The 18,461-nt window shown below is 67.6% G+C and carries 13 protein-coding genes; 5 read left to right on the plus strand and 8 right to left on the minus strand.

Translation table 11 applies throughout. The annotated features are described in order from the left end of the window. The 4 genes from M1L61_RS06560 to M1L61_RS06575 form a co-directional block, all read right to left on the minus strand. Complete coding sequence (locus M1L61_RS06560; RefSeq protein ID WP_010483178.1) at nt 1–1,380, minus strand: sensor histidine kinase; 1,380 nt, start codon at nt 1,378–1,380, stop codon at nt 1–3. Then, nucleotides 1,377–2,060, minus strand: coding sequence for a response regulator (locus M1L61_RS06565; RefSeq protein WP_019337583.1), 684 nt, complete (start codon nt 2,058–2,060; stop codon nt 1,377–1,379). Before M1L61_RS06565 ends, M1L61_RS06560 begins: the two co-directional genes overlap by 4 nt. 134 nt (nt 2,061–2,194) lie before the next feature. Next, nucleotides 2,195–3,322 carry a metallophosphoesterase gene (locus tag M1L61_RS06570; RefSeq protein ID WP_248854469.1) on the minus strand — a complete coding sequence of 376 codons (1,128 nt, stop codon included), beginning with the start codon at nt 3,320–3,322 and terminating at the stop codon, nt 2,195–2,197. Nucleotides 3,323–3,395: 73 nt separating this feature from the next. After that, nucleotides 3,396–3,845 carry a helix-turn-helix domain-containing protein gene (locus M1L61_RS06575; protein ID WP_010483172.1) on the minus strand — a complete coding sequence of 150 codons (450 nt, stop codon included), beginning with the start codon at nt 3,843–3,845 and terminating at the stop codon, nt 3,396–3,398. A 78-nt stretch (nt 3,846–3,923) separates the two neighbouring features. Here M1L61_RS06575 and M1L61_RS06580 point away from each other — a divergent pair, with 78 nt between their 5' ends. After that, nucleotides 3,924–5,141, plus strand: a complete 1,218-nt coding sequence (locus M1L61_RS06580; protein WP_345779129.1) for an MFS transporter — start codon at nt 3,924–3,926, stop codon at nt 5,139–5,141. Between the two features lie 95 nt (nt 5,142–5,236). Here the strand turns inward: M1L61_RS06580 and M1L61_RS06585 are convergent, their stop codons facing one another. Then, nucleotides 5,237–6,652, minus strand: a complete 1,416-nt coding sequence (locus tag M1L61_RS06585) for a GGDEF domain-containing protein (RefSeq protein ID WP_248854471.1) — start codon at nt 6,650–6,652, stop codon at nt 5,237–5,239. 286 nt (nt 6,653–6,938) lie between these two features. Here M1L61_RS06585 and M1L61_RS06590 point away from each other — a divergent pair, with 286 nt between their 5' ends. Together M1L61_RS06590 and M1L61_RS06595 are read left to right on the plus strand one after the other, a co-directional pair. Then, the gene (locus M1L61_RS06590; protein ID WP_159359928.1) at nt 6,939–9,188 is read left to right on the plus strand and encodes a TonB-dependent siderophore receptor; all 2,250 of its coding nucleotides are present in this window, start codon (nt 6,939–6,941) and stop codon (nt 9,186–9,188) included. 141 nt (nt 9,189–9,329) lie between these two features. Continuing rightward, nucleotides 9,330–10,310, plus strand: coding sequence for a cation diffusion facilitator family transporter (locus M1L61_RS06595; protein ID WP_043396598.1), 981 nt, complete (start codon nt 9,330–9,332; stop codon nt 10,308–10,310). 38 nt (nt 10,311–10,348) lie between these two features. On the opposite strand, the gene nfi is transcribed toward M1L61_RS06595, so the two are convergent. Beyond that, nucleotides 10,349–11,023 carry a deoxyribonuclease V gene (gene nfi / locus M1L61_RS06600; protein ID WP_010483161.1) on the minus strand — a complete coding sequence of 225 codons (675 nt, stop codon included), beginning with the start codon at nt 11,021–11,023 and terminating at the stop codon, nt 10,349–10,351. Nucleotides 11,024–11,117: 94 nt separating this feature from the next. Between nfi and gpmA the strand changes: the two genes are divergently transcribed. Further along, a complete protein-coding gene (gpmA, locus tag M1L61_RS06605) occupies nt 11,118–11,867 on the plus strand; it encodes a 2,3-diphosphoglycerate-dependent phosphoglycerate mutase (protein WP_019337589.1) in 750 nt (249 codons plus the stop codon). A gap of 211 nt (nt 11,868–12,078) precedes the next feature. Then, nucleotides 12,079–14,172: a M13-type metalloendopeptidase gene (locus M1L61_RS06610; protein WP_049455646.1), complete on the plus strand. Its 2,094-nt coding sequence runs from the start codon at nt 12,079–12,081 to the stop codon at nt 14,170–14,172. Between the two features lie 95 nt (nt 14,173–14,267). Here the strand turns inward: M1L61_RS06610 and M1L61_RS06615 are convergent, their stop codons facing one another. Then, on the minus strand, nt 14,268–14,885 hold the full coding sequence (locus M1L61_RS06615) for an HD domain-containing phosphohydrolase (protein ID WP_043396591.1): 618 nt from the start codon (nt 14,883–14,885) through the stop codon (nt 14,268–14,270). A gap of 45 nt (nt 14,886–14,930) precedes the next feature. After that, complete coding sequence (gene mfd / locus M1L61_RS06620) at nt 14,931–18,395, minus strand: transcription-repair coupling factor (protein WP_248854472.1); 3,465 nt, start codon at nt 18,393–18,395, stop codon at nt 14,931–14,933. Between the last annotated feature and the right edge of the window lie 66 nt (nt 18,396–18,461).

Consider the following 18,461-nt stretch of genomic DNA (forward strand, 5'->3'; position numbering starts at 1 on the left):
TCAGGGCGCCTTCAGCAGCGGCAGCGTGATGGCGACCTTCAATCCGCCACCTGGGCGGTTCAGGAAGCTCAGGCGGCCGCCGAAGTGCTCCACCGCCTCATGCGCGATGGCCAGGCCGAGGCCGGTGCCGCTGGCAGCGGTGCCCGGCGCCCGGAAGAAGCGCTCGCCCAGCCGTGGCATCACGTCGTCGGGCACGCCGGGACCGTTGTCTTCCACATACAGTTCGACATCATTGTCGTCCAGCGCATGCACGCCCACCGTGACCGTCGCATTGCGGCCGGCATAACGAAGGGCGTTGTCGATCAGGTTGTCCAGCGCCTCCTGCAGCATGGCGCCGTTGCCGAGTACACGCAGCGGATGGGGGCTGCCGCGGTAGCCCAGATCGATGCCATCACGGATTGCTTCCGGTACCCGCATGCCGACCCACTGCGGTACCAGAACGCCCAGATCCAATGCCTCGACCGTTTCCGGCACGGTCTGTGCCCGGCTCAGCGCCAGCAGCTGGGTGCTGACCCGTGCCGTGCGCTGGTTGAGCCGGCGGATGTGCTGCAGTGCCTCGCGCACCGTGTCCGGGTCGCCGTGCGCCAGCGCCTGGTCCACGTGCAGTGCCATGCCCGCCAATGGGGAGCGCAGCTGGTGCGCGGCATCAGCGATGAAGCGGTTCTGCAGGGTGATCATTTCCGCCTGGCGCGCGAACAGATCGTCGATGGTGCTGATCAGCGGCTGGATCTCTTCCGGTACGTCGGCATCGGAGATCGGCGCCAGTTCGCCGCGGCGCTGCGCCAGGCGGGTCCTCAGCGGGGTCAGGATGCGCAGGCCGTACGTCACGCCGAACCAGACCAGCGCCGCGGTGCCCAGCGCCAGCATGGTCATCAGCGGGATGATGATCATCAGGATCTCGCGCGCACGCTGCCGGCGGTCGGCCATGCTCTCGGCCACGGTCACCGCCAGCTGGTCCTGCGGATCGTTCATCGCCTGCGTGCAGACGGTGGCCATGCGCACCTGCTGGCCATTGAGGTTGCCGTCGTACAGCGCCGGATGCACGCCGGTGCAGTCCTGCGAAGGGGCATACGGGCTGAAGTCTGCATTGCCGCTGAGCGTACCCATGCGGCTGCTGTCGACGTTGAAATAGCGATGGCCGTCGGGGTCGTACTCGATCAGGAAGCGCGCCTGCGGAGACAGGTCGCTGGTCACCGGCATGGTGCTCAGCATCTGTGCGAACGAATGCGTGTCGTCGATCAGGTTGCGGTCGTGGATGCGGTTGGAATAGTCCAGCGCAACGTAATAGGCCAGGATCGTGTTGAAGGTGAGCAGGCCCAGCATCGGCAACGCCAGGAAGGCGAGCAGGCGCCGGCGCAGGCTGGGCGGTCCACTGATCACGGGGTGCCGTCGTCCTGCGCGTCTTCCAGCATGTAGCCCAGCCCGCGCACGGTGCGGATGCCCATGCCGCCGGGCTGCAACTTCCGGCGCAGGCGGTGCAGGGCGATGTCCAGGCCGTTGTCGGTGAGGTCCTGGCCCCAGTCGCACAGCGCTTCCACCAGTTGCGCGCGCGACACGATGCGCTCGGCGCGTACCGCCAGTGCCGACAGCAGGCCGAACTCGCGCGCGGTCAGTTCCAGCGACTGGTCGTCGATCCATACCCGATGCCCGGCCAGGTCGATGCGCAGGCGGCCGATGCGCAGGTCCGGGTTGCCATTGCTGGTGACCCGGCGCAGCTGCGCACGCACGCGCGCTTCGAATTCGTCCAGTGCGAACGGCTTGACCAGGTAGTCATCGGCGCCAAGGTCGAGCACGCGCACGCGCTCGGCCAGGCCATCGCGGGCGGTCACCACCAGCACCGCCAGGCCATCGCCGCGCTGGCGCAGGCGTTGCAGCACGTCGCGGCCATCCAGCTGTGGCAGGCCCAGGTCCAGCACCAGCAGCGCGTATTGGGTCGAGCCCAGCGCGGCGTCGGCGTGCGCGCCGTTGTCGACGTGGTCGACCACATGGCCCTGGCGGCGCAGCGAGGCGCACAGGCCGGAGGCGATGTCCGGGTCGTCTTCAGCAATCAGAACGCGCATGCGCGGGGGCTCCTGTAACAGTCAGGCCCACCGAATGGACGGGGTGGGCCTCTCTCGGCTGCCGAGGGTAGCCGCAAACCGGGTGAAGGTGGAGCGGGCCGCCACCGCCCGGTGCCGTCGCGCTGTCCCTCCATTCAGTCCTGCAGGCCCGGCTCACCCAGCGCCAGCGGCACCCGCGAGCCATCCAGCAGGCCACGGCTGAGCCTGCCATCCTCGATGAACAGCAGTTCGCCGTTCTCGCCGTTCTTGATGCTGCTGTCGATCGCAATCACGCGGTCGCCATGGAAGCTGCTGACGTGCGGCATCGAGGTATGGCCGACCACGATGCGCGTGAGCTGCAGGCGGTCGAGTACGGCCTGCACCCCTGCGGTGTCCAGTCGCCCATCGAAGTAGCCGCGGTACCAGATCGGGCTGGTCTTGCCGTCATACAGCGGTGCGGTGGCCGGGTCGGCCTTCACTTCGGCCTTGGCCAGGCCGAGCGAGGCCTGGTAGGCCGCATTGGTGCGCGCCGGGTCCAGCGCCAGCTGTACTGCTTCGGGCGAAATTCCGCCGTGCAGGAACAGGGTGTCGCCGATCTTCAGCAGCACCGGGCGGGTGCGCAGCCACTGGCCGATCACCGAGTCGGCGCCATACAGCTGCGGGTAGCTGCGCCCCAGCAGCTGGGCACTGCGCAGGTACTTCGGGTTGACGTAGCGCAGGTCGTCGTACAGCACCATGGTCTCGTGGTTGCCAAGCACGAAGTGCACCGCGCCACCGGCGGCAGCCGCCTGTTGCTGCAGGCCGTAAAGCAGCCAGAACGCTTCGGTCACCTGTGGGCCACGGTCGAACACATCGCCGGCGATGACCAGGGTGTCCTTGCCCAGCGCCCAACTGTCCTGTGCGTCGATCACCTTATTGGCGCGCAGCAGGCGCACCAGCAGCCCGTACTGGCCGTGGATGTCGGACAGCGCAACGATGCGCGGCACGGCCGGCAACACGGAGATCGAAGGTGCATTGGGTGCAGCCACGTGCACGCTGTGTTCGTAGCCGCAACGCGGTGCGATGTCGGTGCCTGAGGCCTGCGTGGCAAGCGTGTGCGACTCGACCTTGTCGCCGCAGATCCATCTGGCCTGCAGCTGGTTGCCCTGGCGGAACACATAGGGGCCATCGGCCTGCACGTGGTCGGCGGGCGCGGCAACCTCGCGGGCCTCCGTGGTTGCTGTGGCGCAGGCCAGCAGGGGTAACAGCAGGGCGCTCAGCAGGGAAGGGCGATCGCGCGACATCGGGGGCATCCAGTGGCGGAAAAAACCGATGCTAACCGGCGCGGGCGTTCGTCGGTGTGCGCGAATGGGCGGGTCAGGTGTCGCGCCCGTCGTCCTTGAGTTTGCGTACGCGGGTGGCGGCGGGCTGAAGCGGCTGGCCGTCGCGCCCGCGCGGCTGCATGTAGGGCAGCGGCCGCCGCGTCGCCAATTCGATCAGCTGTGAATGGGCTTCCCCCATACCGAAGCGATGGCGCTCTCCCCACTGGCGCAGCGCGACCAGAAGCGGGAACAGTTCCTGGCCGGCGGCGGTGAGCACGTACTCCTGGTAGACCGATCCATCGGAGGCCGGCCGCAGCTGCAGGATGCCGGCCTCGACCAGCCGGCGCAGGCGGTCGCTGAGGATGTTGCGCGCCGCGCCGAGGCTGCGCTGGAAATCACCGAAGCGGGTGATGCCGTCGAACGCGTCGCGGATCACCAGCAATGCCCAGCGGTCACCGAGCAGGTCGGCACTGCGGGCTACAGGACAGGGACTGTCGGCGTGCATGCTGGGTACCTCCGAATGTGGTTGCAGTTTAAAACCAATGGCGATAGCCTGCATCGGGTTTCAAATTGCAACTACAAGATGAGTGCCGCATCTCTTCCCCGCCCGCTGCTGGTCCTGCTTGCGGTTGCCGCCGGCGCCAGCGTTGCCAATGTCTACTACGCGCAACCGCTGCTGGATCAGCTTGCACGCGCCTTTGCACTGGACCGGGCCGTGGCCGGCGCGGTGCTGGCTGCCACCCAGGCCGGCAGCGTGCTGGCGTTGCTTGGCCTGCTGCCGCTGGCGGACCGCGGTGACCGGCGACACCTGCTGCGGCTGCAGCTGATCGCACTGGTGCTGGCCCTGTTGTGGCTGGCGGCGTCGCGCACGGCGAGCTGGCTGTTGTCTGGCATGCTGCTGGCCGGATTGCTGGGCACGGCGCTGACCCAGGGCCTGATCGCCTACACCGCCACGCTGGCACCGCCCGAGCAGCGCGGTCGCATGGTTGGCGTGGTGCAGGGCGGAGTGTTCATCGGCCTGCTGCTGGCGCGCGTGGTGTCGGGTACGGTGGCGGCGGCCTTTGGCTGGCGGGCGGTCTATCTGCTGTCGGCAGCGATGATGGCGGCCCTGGCCGTGCTGTTGTGGCGGCGCCTGCCGGCCGTGCCGGTACCGGTGGTGCCGCCGCGTTGGGGCGAGCTGCTGGGCTCGATGCTGGACATATTGCGCGAAGATCGAACGCTGCGCGAGCGCGGTCCGCTTGCGCTGCTGCTGTTTGCCGGGCTCAACGTGTTCTGGGCGGCGGCACCCTTGCCGCTGTCGGCCCCGCCGCTGCACTGGTCCACCGCGGCCATCGGTGCGCTGGGCCTGGCCGGGGTGGCAGGTGCATTGATGGCGGCACGGGTCGGGCACTGGATGGACCGCGGTTTCGCCGATCGGGTCAGTCTTGGCGCGTTGCTGCTGATGCTGGTCGCGTGGTGGCCGCTGCTGGGCCTGCCGCAGTCGCTGTGGTTGCTGCTGCTCGGTGTGATCGTGCTTGATTTGGGTGGGCAGGCGCTGCATGTATCGAACCAGGCGCTGCTGCTGCGCGCGCCGGGTGAGCAGCATGGACGTCTGGTGGCCTTGTATATGCTGTTCTATGCCGTGGGTAGCGGTGCCGGTGCGGCGGCCGGACCCTTGGTGCAGGCCCGGCGTGGCTGGCCTGCCGTGTGCCTGCTGGGCGCCGGCATCGCGGTGCTGGCACTGCTGTGGTGGGCGGCGTGGCGGAGGGGGTGGGGGAAAGCAGCGACTGGCGGTCGTATTGGTAGAGCCGGCTGTCGGTAGAGGCGACTGTCAGTCGACTGCGCTTCGCCCCGCGTGCGAAAAATCCCGCGCTGCGCGCGATAGTCGACCAGCGGTCGACTCTACCTGTCCTGCCGTCATCGTTGCAGCGCGCGCCGTCCCGGGGCTTCCTGAAGGTCCGCACTGGCCACCACCACGCGGTTGCGGCCGCTGCGCTTGGCCTCGTACATCGCCGCGTCGGCGCGTGCCATCAGCCGCTCGTAGTCCGGGTGGCCGTCATGGCCGGCCACGCCGATGCTGGCGGTCAGTGCCAGTACCTGGCCATTGGCCAGCGCTACCGGCGACTGTGCGATCTGCCGGCGCAGGCTCTCGGCGATCACGGTCGCCTGCGATTCGCTGGCGGCCACCAGCACCACCACGAATTCTTCGCCGCCATAGCGGAACAGGTAGTCGCTGCCACGCGTGAGCTGGCCGAGCAGGCCGGCCACATGCTGCAACGCGCGGTCGCCGGCATCGTGGCCATGGCCGTCGTTGATTGCCTTGAAATGATCCAGGTCGAGCAGCAGCAGCGAGAACGGTGTGCGGTTGCGCGTGGCCAGCTCGATTTCCCGGCGCAGTACGGTGGGCAGGAAGCGGCGGTTGAGCAGATTGGTCAGGGCATCGCTGCCGGCATCCAGTTCGCCGATGCGCTCGAACAGCAGTGTCATCAGGGTGCGGATGGCGGCCAGGTCCTCGCGTATGGCCGGCAGCACCGCCAGCCGCTGTGCCGGGGCATCGCCGCTGGCCCGCTGCAGGTGGCCGTCAATGCGGGCCATCAACTGGCCCACCTGCTGCGTTTCGCTGCTTTCGCCGAAGCTGGGGATGCCCTTGTGGGTGAACCACAGGCCGAACTCCGAGGTGGCCAGGCTGGCGTTGTCGCTGGCCTGCACATGACCGGCGAGTGCGTAGAGCAGGGCGTTCTCCCAGTCCAGCAGCAGTGCGCGCTGGCGCTCGCGTTCGGTGCCGACGTTCTGCACCAGCGAGAACAGCCGGTACGCAGCATCGGCACGGGTGGAGCGCTCGCGTGCATGGGTGTAGGCCAGGGTCATGCCTTCCATGGCGATATCCATGATCGCGCTGAGGCAGTCGATGGCGGCGAACGCGGTGGCGCTGTCGGGCGCGTCGTCGCGCAGGCGCACGAACAGTTCGTGCTTGAGCACGCGCGCGCCGCGGGTGACCAGATCGACCGGAATGCCGACCCGGGCATGCACATCGCCGATCACGCGCTGTGAGGCAACGGTGCTGGCAATACCGTCGGCATCGGTGGTCAGCAGCTGCACCAGCCAGCGTTGCATGGCTGGCTGCAGGCGCTGCTTGACCTGGTCATGGGACAGGAAGCGGCGTGCACGCCCGTCCTGCAACAGTACTTCGTAGAAGCGTTGGGCCAGCGCCGGCGGGGCATCGGCGGCGGCGGCGTGCAGCAGCGCGGTGGCGGCAGGGCCGGCCTGTTGCAGGCAGTGCTGCCAGGCCTCGGCCAGCGGCTGGCTGGCATCGTCCAGTTGGGGTGGTTCCACGTCGATCTCTGACTGCGTACGGCAAACCACGGGTATCGGCCGCGGTGGCGTACGGTTGATGGCAGGTTGGCCGGCCAGTTTACGCGCGATGCAGGGTTGCACGGTGCGCAAAGCACAACGGTGCCGCTGCGGCAATGAGTGAACGCATTTGAGAATCACTCGCATTGATGGGAGAATACGCGCACGGATCGGGCCGCAGGCGACTGCAGCGACGCTCCGCCTCCCCCTCGTCGTTGCCTCAAGCCCTTTGCCAGAGGCCCCGTTGCCCTGCCAGAAGGTCCAGATCATGTCTCCTGCCGTTGTCCTTTCGCCGCGCCCGCTGGCGCTTGCCGTTGCCGCCCTGCTGGCGGGCAGCGCCCTGACCGCCAAGGCTGAAACCGACGCCACCGATATCGACACGGTGCATGTCACCGCCTCGCAGATTGCCCGCCAGGCATTGGGCACTTCGACCATCACCGCTGAGGACATCGCCAGGCGCCCGCCGGCCAACGACATCGCCGAACTGCTGCGCACCATGCCGGGCGTCAACCTCACCGGCAACAGCGCCTCGGGCCAGTACGGCAACAACCGCCAGATCGACCTGCGTGGCATGGGCCCGGAAAACACCCTGATCCTGGTCGACGGCAAGCGCATCGGTGCGCGTGATGCCGTGCGCATGGGCCGCAGCGGCGAGCGCAATACCCGCGGTGACACCAACTGGGTGCCAGCGGAAATGATCGAGCGCATCGAAGTGCTGCGCGGCCCGGCGGCGGCACGCTATGGCTCCGGTGCGTCCGGCGGCGTGGTCAACATCATCACCAAGCGCCCGACCGGCGACCTGACCGGTGCGGTCGACCTGTACGGGCTGGTGCCCGAGCACAGCGCCGAAGGTGGCAGCGAGCGTGTCGGCCTGCAGCTGAGTGGGCCGATGACCGACACCCTGTCGTTCCGCCTGTACGGCAATCTCAACAAGACCGACGCCGACTCGCTGGACCTCAACCGCCAGTACGCCACCAACCCGAACGCAGTGCCGCCGGCTGGCCGCGAGGGCGTCAAGAACCGCGACATCAACGCGCTGCTGCGCTGGGACGTGACCGCCAACCAGGTGGTCGAGTTCGAGGCCGGCACCAGCCGCCAGGGCAACATCTATGCGGGTGACCGCGCGGTCAGCACCACCGGCACTTCGACCGGCATCGATCTGGCCGCCCTGGCCGAGGACAAGGCGGAAACCAACCGCATGTACCGCAACACCGGCGCGATCACCCATCGTGGCCGCTGGGGCGATGTCACCTCGCGGGTGACGGCCGCGGTGGAAGCGGTGAACAACTCGCGCATCAACGAAGGCCTGGCCGGTGGCCCGGAGGGCAGCTTCAACGGCACCGACTGGTCGACCTCGCGCCTGCGCAACTACCAGCTGGATGGCGAAGTGAGTTTCCCGACCACGCTGGGCGGTGCCGAGAACATCTGGACGCTGGGCTTCGAGTACCTGGACAGCCGCCTGACCGACCCGTATTCGATGAGCCAGTCCAGCAGCAGTGGCGGCGGACTCCCGGGATTGTCGGCCGATCGCGCGCGCGGCAAGTCCGACGCGCAGACCACCGCCGTGTTCGTGGAAGACAACATCTACCTGGGTGAGCGCTGGATCGTCACCCCGGGCCTGCGCTTCGATCATCACAGCCAGTTCGGCAACAACACCAGCCCCAGCCTCAATGCGCAGTTCCGCATCAACAGCGACTGGGTGGTGAAGGGGGGTATCGCCCGTGCATTCAAGGCACCCAACCTGTACCAGTCGAATCCGGACTATCTGTATTACACCCGTGGCAATGGCTGCCCGAATGCACTGCCGAGCCTGGGCGCCGGCTGCTACATGCGCGGCAACGCGGACCTGAAGGCGGAAACCAGCCTGAACAAGGAACTGGGCATCGAGTGGGCACCGCAGAGCGGCTGGCAGGCGTCGTTGACCTACTTCCACAACGACTACAAGGACAAGATCCAGGCCGGCTACACCCAGATCGGCCTGACTGCCGACACCAGGGGCCGCATCTTCCGCTGGGAGAACGCGCCCAAGGCGATCGTGCAGGGGCTTGAAGGCAACCTGGTGATCCCGCTGCTGGGTGAGCAGGGCAACCGCCTGAAGTGGAGCAACAACTTCACCTACATGGTGGAGAACGAGAACAAGAGCACCGGCCAGCCGCTGTCGGTGATTCCGAAGTACACCGTCAACACGATGCTGGACTGGCAGGCCACCGACAAGCTGTCTCTGCTGCTGACCGGCACGTTCTACGGCAAGCAGAAGCCGGCCACCACCAACATCAACAACGACCCGCGCTGCACCGGCACGTGCGATCCGTCGGTGGCGCTGCAGGATCGCGGCGCCTACAACATCTGGGGCGTGAGCGCGCGCTACAAGGTGACCGACACGGTCAGCTTCGGTTTCGGCGTGAACAACCTGGCCGACAAGCGCCTGTTCCGCGAGGCCAACAGCAGTGATGCTGGTGCGGCGACCTATAACGAGCCGGGCCGCGCGTACTGGGCCAGCCTGCGCTTCGGGTTCTGACCCAGGCCAGCGTCGTTCCACGGGGCTCGCCAGGCATGCCTGGCGGCTCCGGACCGGTACGCCTGCAATGTTATAAACACCGTAATAGTCTCCCCCGCCAGCACGGCGTAGCCTGCACCGCATCGCAAAGGAGCTGTTGCCATGGGCCACGACCACGATCACCTGCCATCCGAGATCCGCCACGAGAAACCCTTGTGGTGGGCGCTCGGCCTGACCTCCACCTTCCTCGTCGTCGAGGTGGTGGGCGCGTTCTGGACCAACAGCCTGGCGCTGCTGTCCGACGCGGCGCACATGGCCACCGATGCGCTGGCGCTGATGATCGCGCTGGTCGCGGTACGGCTGAGCCGTCGCCCGCCCGACGCGCGCCGCACCTACGGCTATGCGCGCCTGGAAGCGCTGGGCGCGATGATCAACGGTGCGATGCTGTTCGTGGTCGCTGGCTACATCCTGTGGGAGGCCATTGGGCGTTTCCGCGAGCCGCAGGAGATTGCCTCGTCGGGCATGCTGGTGATTGCCGCAGCGGGCCTGGTCATCAACCTGATCTCGATGCGTCTGCTGCAGGCCGGCAGCGGCGAGAGCCTCAACGTGAAGGGCGCCTACCTGGAAGTGTGGGCGGACATGCTTGGCTCGGTGGCGGTGATCGCCGGCGCGTTGTTGATCAAGTGGACTGGCTGGAAGCCGATCGATCCCATCCTGGCGGTGCTGATCGGCCTGTGGGTGCTGCCGCGCACCTATGTGTTGATGCGTGAGGCGATCAACGTGCTGCTGGAAGGCGTGCCCAAGGGCATGGACGTGGCCAGGGTGCGTGACAGCCTGTCCGGTCACGCTGCGGTGCTGGACGTGCATGACCTGCATGTGTGGGCGCTTGCTTCCAGCACGCCGGCGCTGACCGCGCACATCGTGATGCGCGACGGCACCGATGCCGATGCGCTGCGCCGTGCACTGGGCGGGCGCCTGCACGATGACTTCGGCATCGAGCACGTGACACTGCAGATCGAAGCGGACCACTGCGGCGAAGCCTGTGGTGAGCCGGTGCCGGCCAAGGGCGGCGAGCACGAGGGCCATGAGGGCCATGACCACGGCGAGGACGCGCAGGGCCATCGCGGTCACGTGCATCGCTGATCGAAGATGACGCGCGTGCCGGGAGATGCCCGGCGCAGCTATTCGTCCCGTCGCGAGGCGAGCCGATCCGCCAGCCGGGTCGGCTCCGGCAGCCGGTAACCGCGCAGGGTGCGCTGCACCCAGGCCAGCGCGGTATCGGCACTGACCCGATGGCCGCCGGCCACGAACAGCGGCTTGCAGCGCACCTTGCTGCGCAGCACCCAGCCCAGTTGTTCATCGCCCTCCAGCAGCGGCGTATGTGCACCGGCCTCGGCGCCCGGCTCGACGAACCGGCCCACCAGCTTCGACTTGGCCACGCCGATGCTCGGCAGGTCGGTGACCACGCCCAGATGCGCGGCCACGCCCAGCCGGCGCGGATGGCTGATGCCGTGGCCATCGACGAACACCAGATCCGGCGCCTGCGGCAGCAGCGCCAGTGCCGCCAGCAGCGCCGGCAGCTCGCGGAAACTGAGCAGGCCGGGGATGTAGGGCATCACCGTAGGAATCCGCGCGATCTCCTGCGCCACGGGCTGCAGCGTCTTCGCATCCAGCAGCACCGCCGCGGCGCGGGTGATGGCGCCGTTGTCTTCAAAGCCGACATCCAGCCCGGCCAGCCAGCGCATGTCGCGGGGCAAGCGGTCCTGGCGCTCCACGCGGCCGGCCAGCTGGATCTGCTGCGCGCGGGCAGTGGCGACGCTGCCTTCCCAGCGTCCGGGGTCGATCACCGTATTCATTGGCCGCAGCATCGCATGCGCGGCGCCACGGCCCGGTGAGTGGCGCCCGGGGCTACAATGGCGGCCTGCCTTTCCTCGCGTTGGAGACCCTGCAGTGACCCGTAAACTCGTACTGTTGCGCCATGGCCAGAGCCAGTGGAACCTGGACAACCGCTTCACCGGCTGGGTCGATGTCGACCTGACCGAGCAGGGGCGCCGGGAAGCGGCTGCCGCCGGTCGCCTGATGCGCGAGGAAGGCCTGCAGTTCGACGTCGCCCACACTTCCGTGCTCAAGCGCGCCATCCACACCCTGCAGGGTGCGCTGGCCGAGCTGGAGCAGGACTGGCTGCCGGTGAACAAGTCCTGGCGGCTCAACGAGCGCCACTACGGCGGCCTGCAGGGCCTGGACAAGGCAGAGACCGCTGCCAAGCACGGCGAAGACCAGGTCAAGGTGTGGCGTCGCTCGTACGACATCCCGCCGCCGGCCATGGACCTGGAAGATCCGGGCCACCCGATCCACGACCGCCGCTACGCCGGCCTGGACCGCAACGCGCTGCCGGGCACCGAATCGCTGGCCACGACCCTGGACCGCGTGCTGCCGTACTGGCATGACGCCATCGCGCCGCAGCTGAAGGACGGCAAGACCGTGCTGGTCACCGCCCACGGCAACTCGCTGCGCGCGCTGTACAAGTACCTCAACAATGTCTCGCGCGAGGAAATCCTCGAGCTGAACATCCCGACCGGCATCCCGCTGCTGTTCGAACTGAATGATGATCTGACGGTGCAGTCATTCCGCTATCTGGGCGACCCGGAAGCGGCACGCAAGGCTGCTGAGGCCGTGGCCAACCAGGGCAAGGCGAAATAAAGAAGCAGAAGGCCGGCGCAAGCCGGCCTTCGCTTTTTGTAGAGTCGAGCCATGCTCGACTGCTCTCCGTTGCGGGTTCATGACCCCTGCGGGAGGCCAACCGCAGTCGAGCATGGCTCGACTCTACAGGAAGCTCGCCCCTGTGACCTTTGGCCGGTCCCTGTCGTGGGCGTACCCGGCTACCCTGTGAAATTACCCGCAGGAGAGCCACATGAACGTCCGCAACCTGGTCCCGCTGGGCCTGACCATCGCCATTGCTGCCTCGCTGGCGGCCTGTGGCAAGAATGAAGCCGCACCGGCGGCCAGTGCCGACGCCAAGCCGGCCTTCGACCAGTCGCAGATCAAGACGCCGCTGATCTCGCTCAACAGCGCCGATCTGGACCCGTCGATCTCGGCCTGTACCGACCTCAATGGCTTCGTCAACAGCAAGTGGCTGAAGGCCAACCCGGTGCCGGGCGATCAGACCACCTGGGGCAGCTTCGAGATCCTGCGCGAGCGTTCGCTGGAAGTGCAGCACGCGCTGGTCCAGCAGGCCGCCGCCAGCCAGGCCAAGGCCGGTTCGGTGGAAGCCAAGATCGGTGATATCTGGAAGACCGGCAACGACGAAGCCAAGATCGAAGCCGCCGGCCTGGCGCCGCTGCAGCCGCAGCTGGACAAGATCACTGCACTGAACGACACCGCTGCCATCACCCAGTACCTGCGCGACAGCCAGGCCGAGGGCAAGGGCGTGCTGTTCTCGCTGTTCGCCAATGCCGACTACAAGGATTCGGCCAACGTCATCGCCTACGTCGGCCAGGGCGGCCTGGGCCTGCCTGAGAAGGGCTACTACTTCGACGACGCGCAGGCCAAGATCCGCGACGCCTACGTGGCCTACATCGCACAGGTGCTGACCCTGTCCGGTGTGGACGCGGCGCAGGCCGCCGAGCAGGCCAAGGCCGTGATGGCCTTCGAAACCCGCCTGGCCAAGGCCTCGATGTCGCGCATCGAAATGCGTGACCCGGCCAAGCGCTACAACCCGCTCAGCGCCGCAGATGCCGACAAGCTGACCCCGAACTTCAGCTGGACCGCGCTGTTCGACACCCTGAAGGTGCCGGCCGCACAGAAGTTCTCGCTGGCGCAGCCGGCCTTCTTCGGTGAAATGGACAAGATGCTCGCCGATGTGCCGGCCAGCACCTGGCAGGCCTACCTGCGCTTCCACACCATCGACGATGCCTCGCCGTACCTGAGCAGCCAGTTCGAGAAGGCCAACTTCGATTTCTACGGCACCACCCTGCGTGGCCAGAAGGAAATGCAGCCGCGCTGGAAGCGCGTGCTGGAGTCGGTCAACGGCGGCATGGGTGAAGCGCTGGGCCAGCTGTACGTCGACGCCGTGTTCCCGGCCGAGTCGAAGGTCGCCATGCAGCATCTGGTGGAAAACCTGTCGCAGGCACTGAAGGCGCGCCTGGAGCAGCTGCCGTGGATGGGCGAAGAAACCAGGAAGAAGGCACTGGAGAAGTGGGCCAGCTTCACCCCGAAGATCGGCTACCCGGACAAGTGGCGTGACTGGGCAGGCCTGCAGACCAACGGGGACAGCTACCTGGGCAACATGCAGGCGGCGCGTGCGTTCAACTACCGCTACATGCTGGACAAGATCGGCAAGCCGGTGGACAAGACCGAGTGGGGCATGACCCCGCAGACCGTCAACGCGTACTACAACGCCACCAAGAACGAGATCGTGTTCCCGGCGGCGATCCTGCAGGCACCGTTCTTCGACGCCAAGGCCGATCCGGCGCTGAACTACGGCGGCATCGGTGCGGTCATCGGCCACGAAATGATGCACGGCTACGATGACTCGGGCAGCCAGTTCGCCGCCAACGGCAATTTCGACAACTGGTGGACCGACGCCGACCGCAAGGCCTTCACCGAGCGTACCGACCAGCTGGTCGCGCAGTTCGACGGCTATGAATCGGTGCCGGGCGTGTTCGTGAAGGGCAAGCTGACCCTGGGCGAAAACATCGGCGACCTGGGCGGCCTGACCGTGGCCTACGACGCGCTGCAGATGGCGCTGAAGGAAGATCCGAAGGCGAATGTCGAGGTTGATGGCCACAGCCAGGACCAGCGCTTCTTCATGAACTGGGCCACCGTGTGGCGCCGCAACTTCACCGATGGTGAGCTGCGCGTCCGCCTGAACACCGACCCGCATGCGCCGGCCAACTTCCGTGCCAACGGTGCGCCGTCGAACATGCCGTCCTATGCCGCTGCATTCCAGTGCAAGGCTGGTGATGCGATGGTGCGTGCCGACGACAAGCGCGTGGTGATCTGGTAATCGATCATCCGTGATGCATGATGCGAAAGGCCCGGCGAATGCCGGGCCTTTTGTTTTGCGCGGCCGGTAGTGCCGGGCCATGCCTGGTGGGCATCTCAGGCCAGCTCGGGCTCCCGCGCCAGCATGCGATGGAAGCGCTGCAGCACGTAGGGATCCACCAGCCCGCCGGACTGCGCTTCGATGATCCGCAATGCGGTTTCATGCTCCATCGCATCGCGATAGGGGCGCACGCTGGTCATTGCATCGTAGGCATCGACAACGGTGACGATACGTGAGCCCAGCGGAATGCTCTCGCCACGCAGGCCGTCGGGGTAGCCGCTGCCATCAAACGCCTCGTGATGGGCGCGGATCAGTCGTGCGACCGGTGCGGCGTCGCTGCGGCCGGTGGCCAGGAAGATGTGTTCGCCGCGTACCGGATGCTCGCGCATGATCGCGCGCTCCTCATCGGTATGCCGGCGCGGTGCCAGGAGCACATCGTCGGGAATGCCGATCTTGCCGACGTCGTGGAAGCGCGCGGCCAGGCCGATCTGCGCACAGGCATCGTCGTCGAGATCGCAGTGCGTGGCCAGGCGCTGCGCGAGCAGGCCAACGCGGTCGCAGTGGTGGCGGGTGTAGGCGTCGCGCATCTGCAGCGACATCGAGAGGGCATCGATCAGGCAGGCCTGCGCGTGCAGCAGGTCGGGGGCGGGTACGGCGTCAGGGAACATGGTCATCCGCCCGCACCGGGGGGGGCCGGTGCGGGGTGTTCGGGGGGGCGATCAACCCGGGGCGAGGGTGGTCAGAAGGGCGCGGGCCGCATTGAAGCGGTCTTCCGGCAACGGCAGCGGGTGCTTGATGCGCAGCTTGTCGGGCCCTTCCATGGCGTAGAGGTTCGGTTGTTTCTGGATCAGCTGGATCACCGCCATTGGATCGATGTTCGGCTTGGACTCGAACACGATGCGGCCACCGTTCTCGCCCAGGTCCAGCTTGCGGATGCCCAGCGTGTTGGCTTTCAGCTTCAGCTCGGCGATGGCGAACAGGTGCTTGGCCGCATCCGGCAGCAGGCCGAAGCGGTCGATCATCTCCACCTGCAGTTCGCGCAGCGCATCACTTTCGCGCGCGCTGGAAATGCGCTTGTACAGGGTCAGGCGGGTGTGCACGTCCGGCAGGTAATCTTCCGGAATCAGCGCCGGCACATGCAGCTCGACTTCGGCGCCGCGCACTTCCTCGCCGGCATCCAGGTCGGGCAGCTTGCCCTGCTTGATGCTGCGCACCGCGCGCTCCAGCAGTTCGGTGTACAGGCTGAAGCCGACCTCGGCCATCTGTCCGCTCTGGTCCTCGCCGAGCAGTTCACCGGCACCGCGGATCTCCAGATCGTGCGTGGCCAGGGTGAAGCCGGCGCCCAGTTCGTCCATCGACGCGATCGCTTCCAGGCGCTTCTCCGCATCCGGGGTGATCGATCGGCGGTCCGGCGCCACCAGGTACGCGTAGGCGCGATGGTGCGAACGACCGACGCGGCCGCGCAGCTGGTGCAGCTGGGCCAGGCCGAAGCGGTCGGCACGGTTGATGATGATGGTGTTGGCGTTGGGAATGTCGATGCCCGATTCGATGATCGTGGTCGACAGCAGCACGTTGAAGCGCTGCTTCTGGAAATCCAGCATCACCTTTTCCAGCTCGCGCTCCGGCATCTGCCCATGGGCGATGCCGATGCGCGCCTCCGGCACCAGCTCGGACAGCTCGCGCTGCATGCGGCCGATGCTTTCCACGTCGTTGTGCAGGAAGTACAGCTGGCCACCGCGCGCGAGCTCCCGCTGGAAGGCCTCACGCAGCAGCGCGTTGTCCCACTGGGTGATGAAGGTCTGCACCGCCAGCCGGTTCGGCGGCGGCGTGGCGATGATCGACAGGTCGCGCAGGCCGGCCATGGCCATGTTGAGCGTGCGCGGAATCGGGGTGGCGGTCAGGGTCAGCAGGTGCACGTTGGCGCGCAGCGCCTTCAGCGCTTCCTTCTGGCGTACGCCAAAACGCTGTTCCTCGTCGACGATGACCATGCCCAGGTCCTTGAACTTCACGTCCGGCTGCAGCAGGCGATGGGTACCGACGATCACGTCGATGGTGCCGGCGGCGACCTTTTCCAGCTCGGCCTTGATCTCCTTGGTGCTCTTGAAGCGCGACAGCACTTCGACCTTCAGCGGGTAATCGGCGAAACGGTCGCGGAAGTTGCGGTAGTGCTGCTCGGCCAGCAGCGTGGTCGGCACCAGTACGGCCACCTGCTTGCCGGCACTGGCGGCGGCGAACGCCGCGCGCACGGCGACCTCGGTCTTGCCGAAGCCGACGTCGCCGCAGACCACGCGGTCCATCGGCTGGCTGCTGGCCAGGTCGCGCAGGGTGGCATCAATCGCGGCCAACTGGTCCGGGGTTTCCTCGAACGGGAAGCCGGCCGCGAACGGTTCGTACATCGCGCGGTCCACCTGCAGTGCCAAACCCGCACGCGCCTGGCGGCGGGCCTGGATCTCCAGCAGCTCGGCAGCGACGTCGCGCACCTTCTCGGCGGCCTTGCGCTTGGCCTTGCTCCACTGCTCGCCACCCAGCGAATGCAGCGGCGCGGTTTCCGCCGAGGCGCCCGAGTAGCGGCTGATCAGGTGCAGCTGGGCGACCGGCACGTACAGGCGGTCGCCCTTGGCATATTCGATTTCGAGGAATTCGCCGGGCATGCCGCCGACCTCCATCGCGATCAGGCCCCGGTAGCGGCCGACGCCATGGTCCTCATGCACGATCGGTGCGCCCTCGGTCAGTTCGCCGAGGTCGCGGATGATCGCTTCCGGCTCGCGGCCGGCACGGCGCGTGCGGCGGGTGCTGCCGGCGCGATCGGGGAACAGCTGGCGCTCGGTCAGCACCGCGATGCGCGGGTCGTCCAGCGCGAAGCCATCCTCCAGCGGCGCCACGGCGATCGCGAAGCGCGCATCGTCGGCGAGGAACGCGGGCAGGTCGGCCACCACCGGCGGCTTCAGCTCGGCGGCCTGCAGCACTTCCAGCAGGGCCTCGCGACGCCCGGGCGAATCGGCGGCAATCAGTACCCGGCCCGGATAGTGGCCGAGGAAGGACTTCAGCGCGTCGCCAGCGGGGGCCTCGCGCGCGGCCACCGGCAGCGGCGGCAGCGGCTGGTCACCCAGCGCATGGGCATCGGCGATGCGCGCGTGGTCAGCCGACCACACCTCGATGCGCGGGGCATCGTTCAGGCGCTCGCGCAGCAGTTCCGGCGACAGGTACAACGCCGACGGCGGCAGCAGCGGCCGTTCGACGTCGTGGCGGCGCTGTTCGTAGCGCTCACCGGTCTGCGCCCAGAACGCCTCGGCGGCTTCGCCGGCACCGGCGCAGACCACCGGCAGGCTGCCGTCGGGCAGGTAGTCGAACAGGGTTGCGGTGCGCTCGAAGAACAGCGGCAAGTAGTACTCGACGCCGGCCGGAGCCAGCCCGGACTTCAGATCCTGGTACAGCGCGCTGCGCCGGGTATCGACATCGAAGCGCTCGCGCAGCGTGGCCAGCACGCGGGCGATGCTGGCCTCGTCCATCGGTACTTCGCGGCCGGGCAGCATGTGCACGGACTCGACCTTGTCCAGCGAACGCTGGCTTTCCGGGTCGAAGGCGCGGATCGAATCGATGTCCTCGTCCAGCAGTTCGACGCGCAACGGCTCGTCGGCACCCATCGGGAATACGTCCAGCAGGCCGCCGCGCACGGCGAAATCACCCGGGTCCATCACCTGCGGCACGTTGCGGTAGCCGGCGCTTTCCAGGCGGCGCTTCTCGGCCTCCAGATCCAGGCGCTGGCTGACCTTCAGGTCGAAGCTGCCACCGATCACATAGCTGCGCGGGGCCAGCTGCTGCAGCAGGGTCTGCACCGGCACGATCACCAGGCCGCGCTTCAGCGCGGGCAGGCGGTGCAGGGCGGACAAGCGCTGCGAAATGATGTCCGGATGCGGGCTGAAGCGGTCGTAGGGCAGGGTTTCCCAGTCCGGGAAGGCGACCACCGGCAGGGCCGGGTCGCCGCCGAGCAGGGTCTGCAGGTCGGCTTCGAGCTGGTTGGCACCGTGGTTGTCACGGGCGATCACCAGCAGCGGCGCGTCGTGCGCGCGCGCGGCCTGGGCCAGGTACCAGGCCAGGGCGGTCGGCGAGGCGGGGGCGCGCCACCAGGCGCGGAGCTGGCCGGCACGCGGCAGCGGCGGGGCGGGGTATGAGGTACGCGACATGGACCCCGGATTTTAGCAGAAGCCCCTGCCGGGCCCATGATCGTGACGTGAGCGGGTGTAGCGCCG

The sequence above is a fragment of the Stenotrophomonas sp. NY11291 genome (assembly GCF_023277365.1).
Taxonomy (GTDB): domain Bacteria; phylum Pseudomonadota; class Gammaproteobacteria; order Xanthomonadales; family Xanthomonadaceae; genus Stenotrophomonas; species Stenotrophomonas geniculata.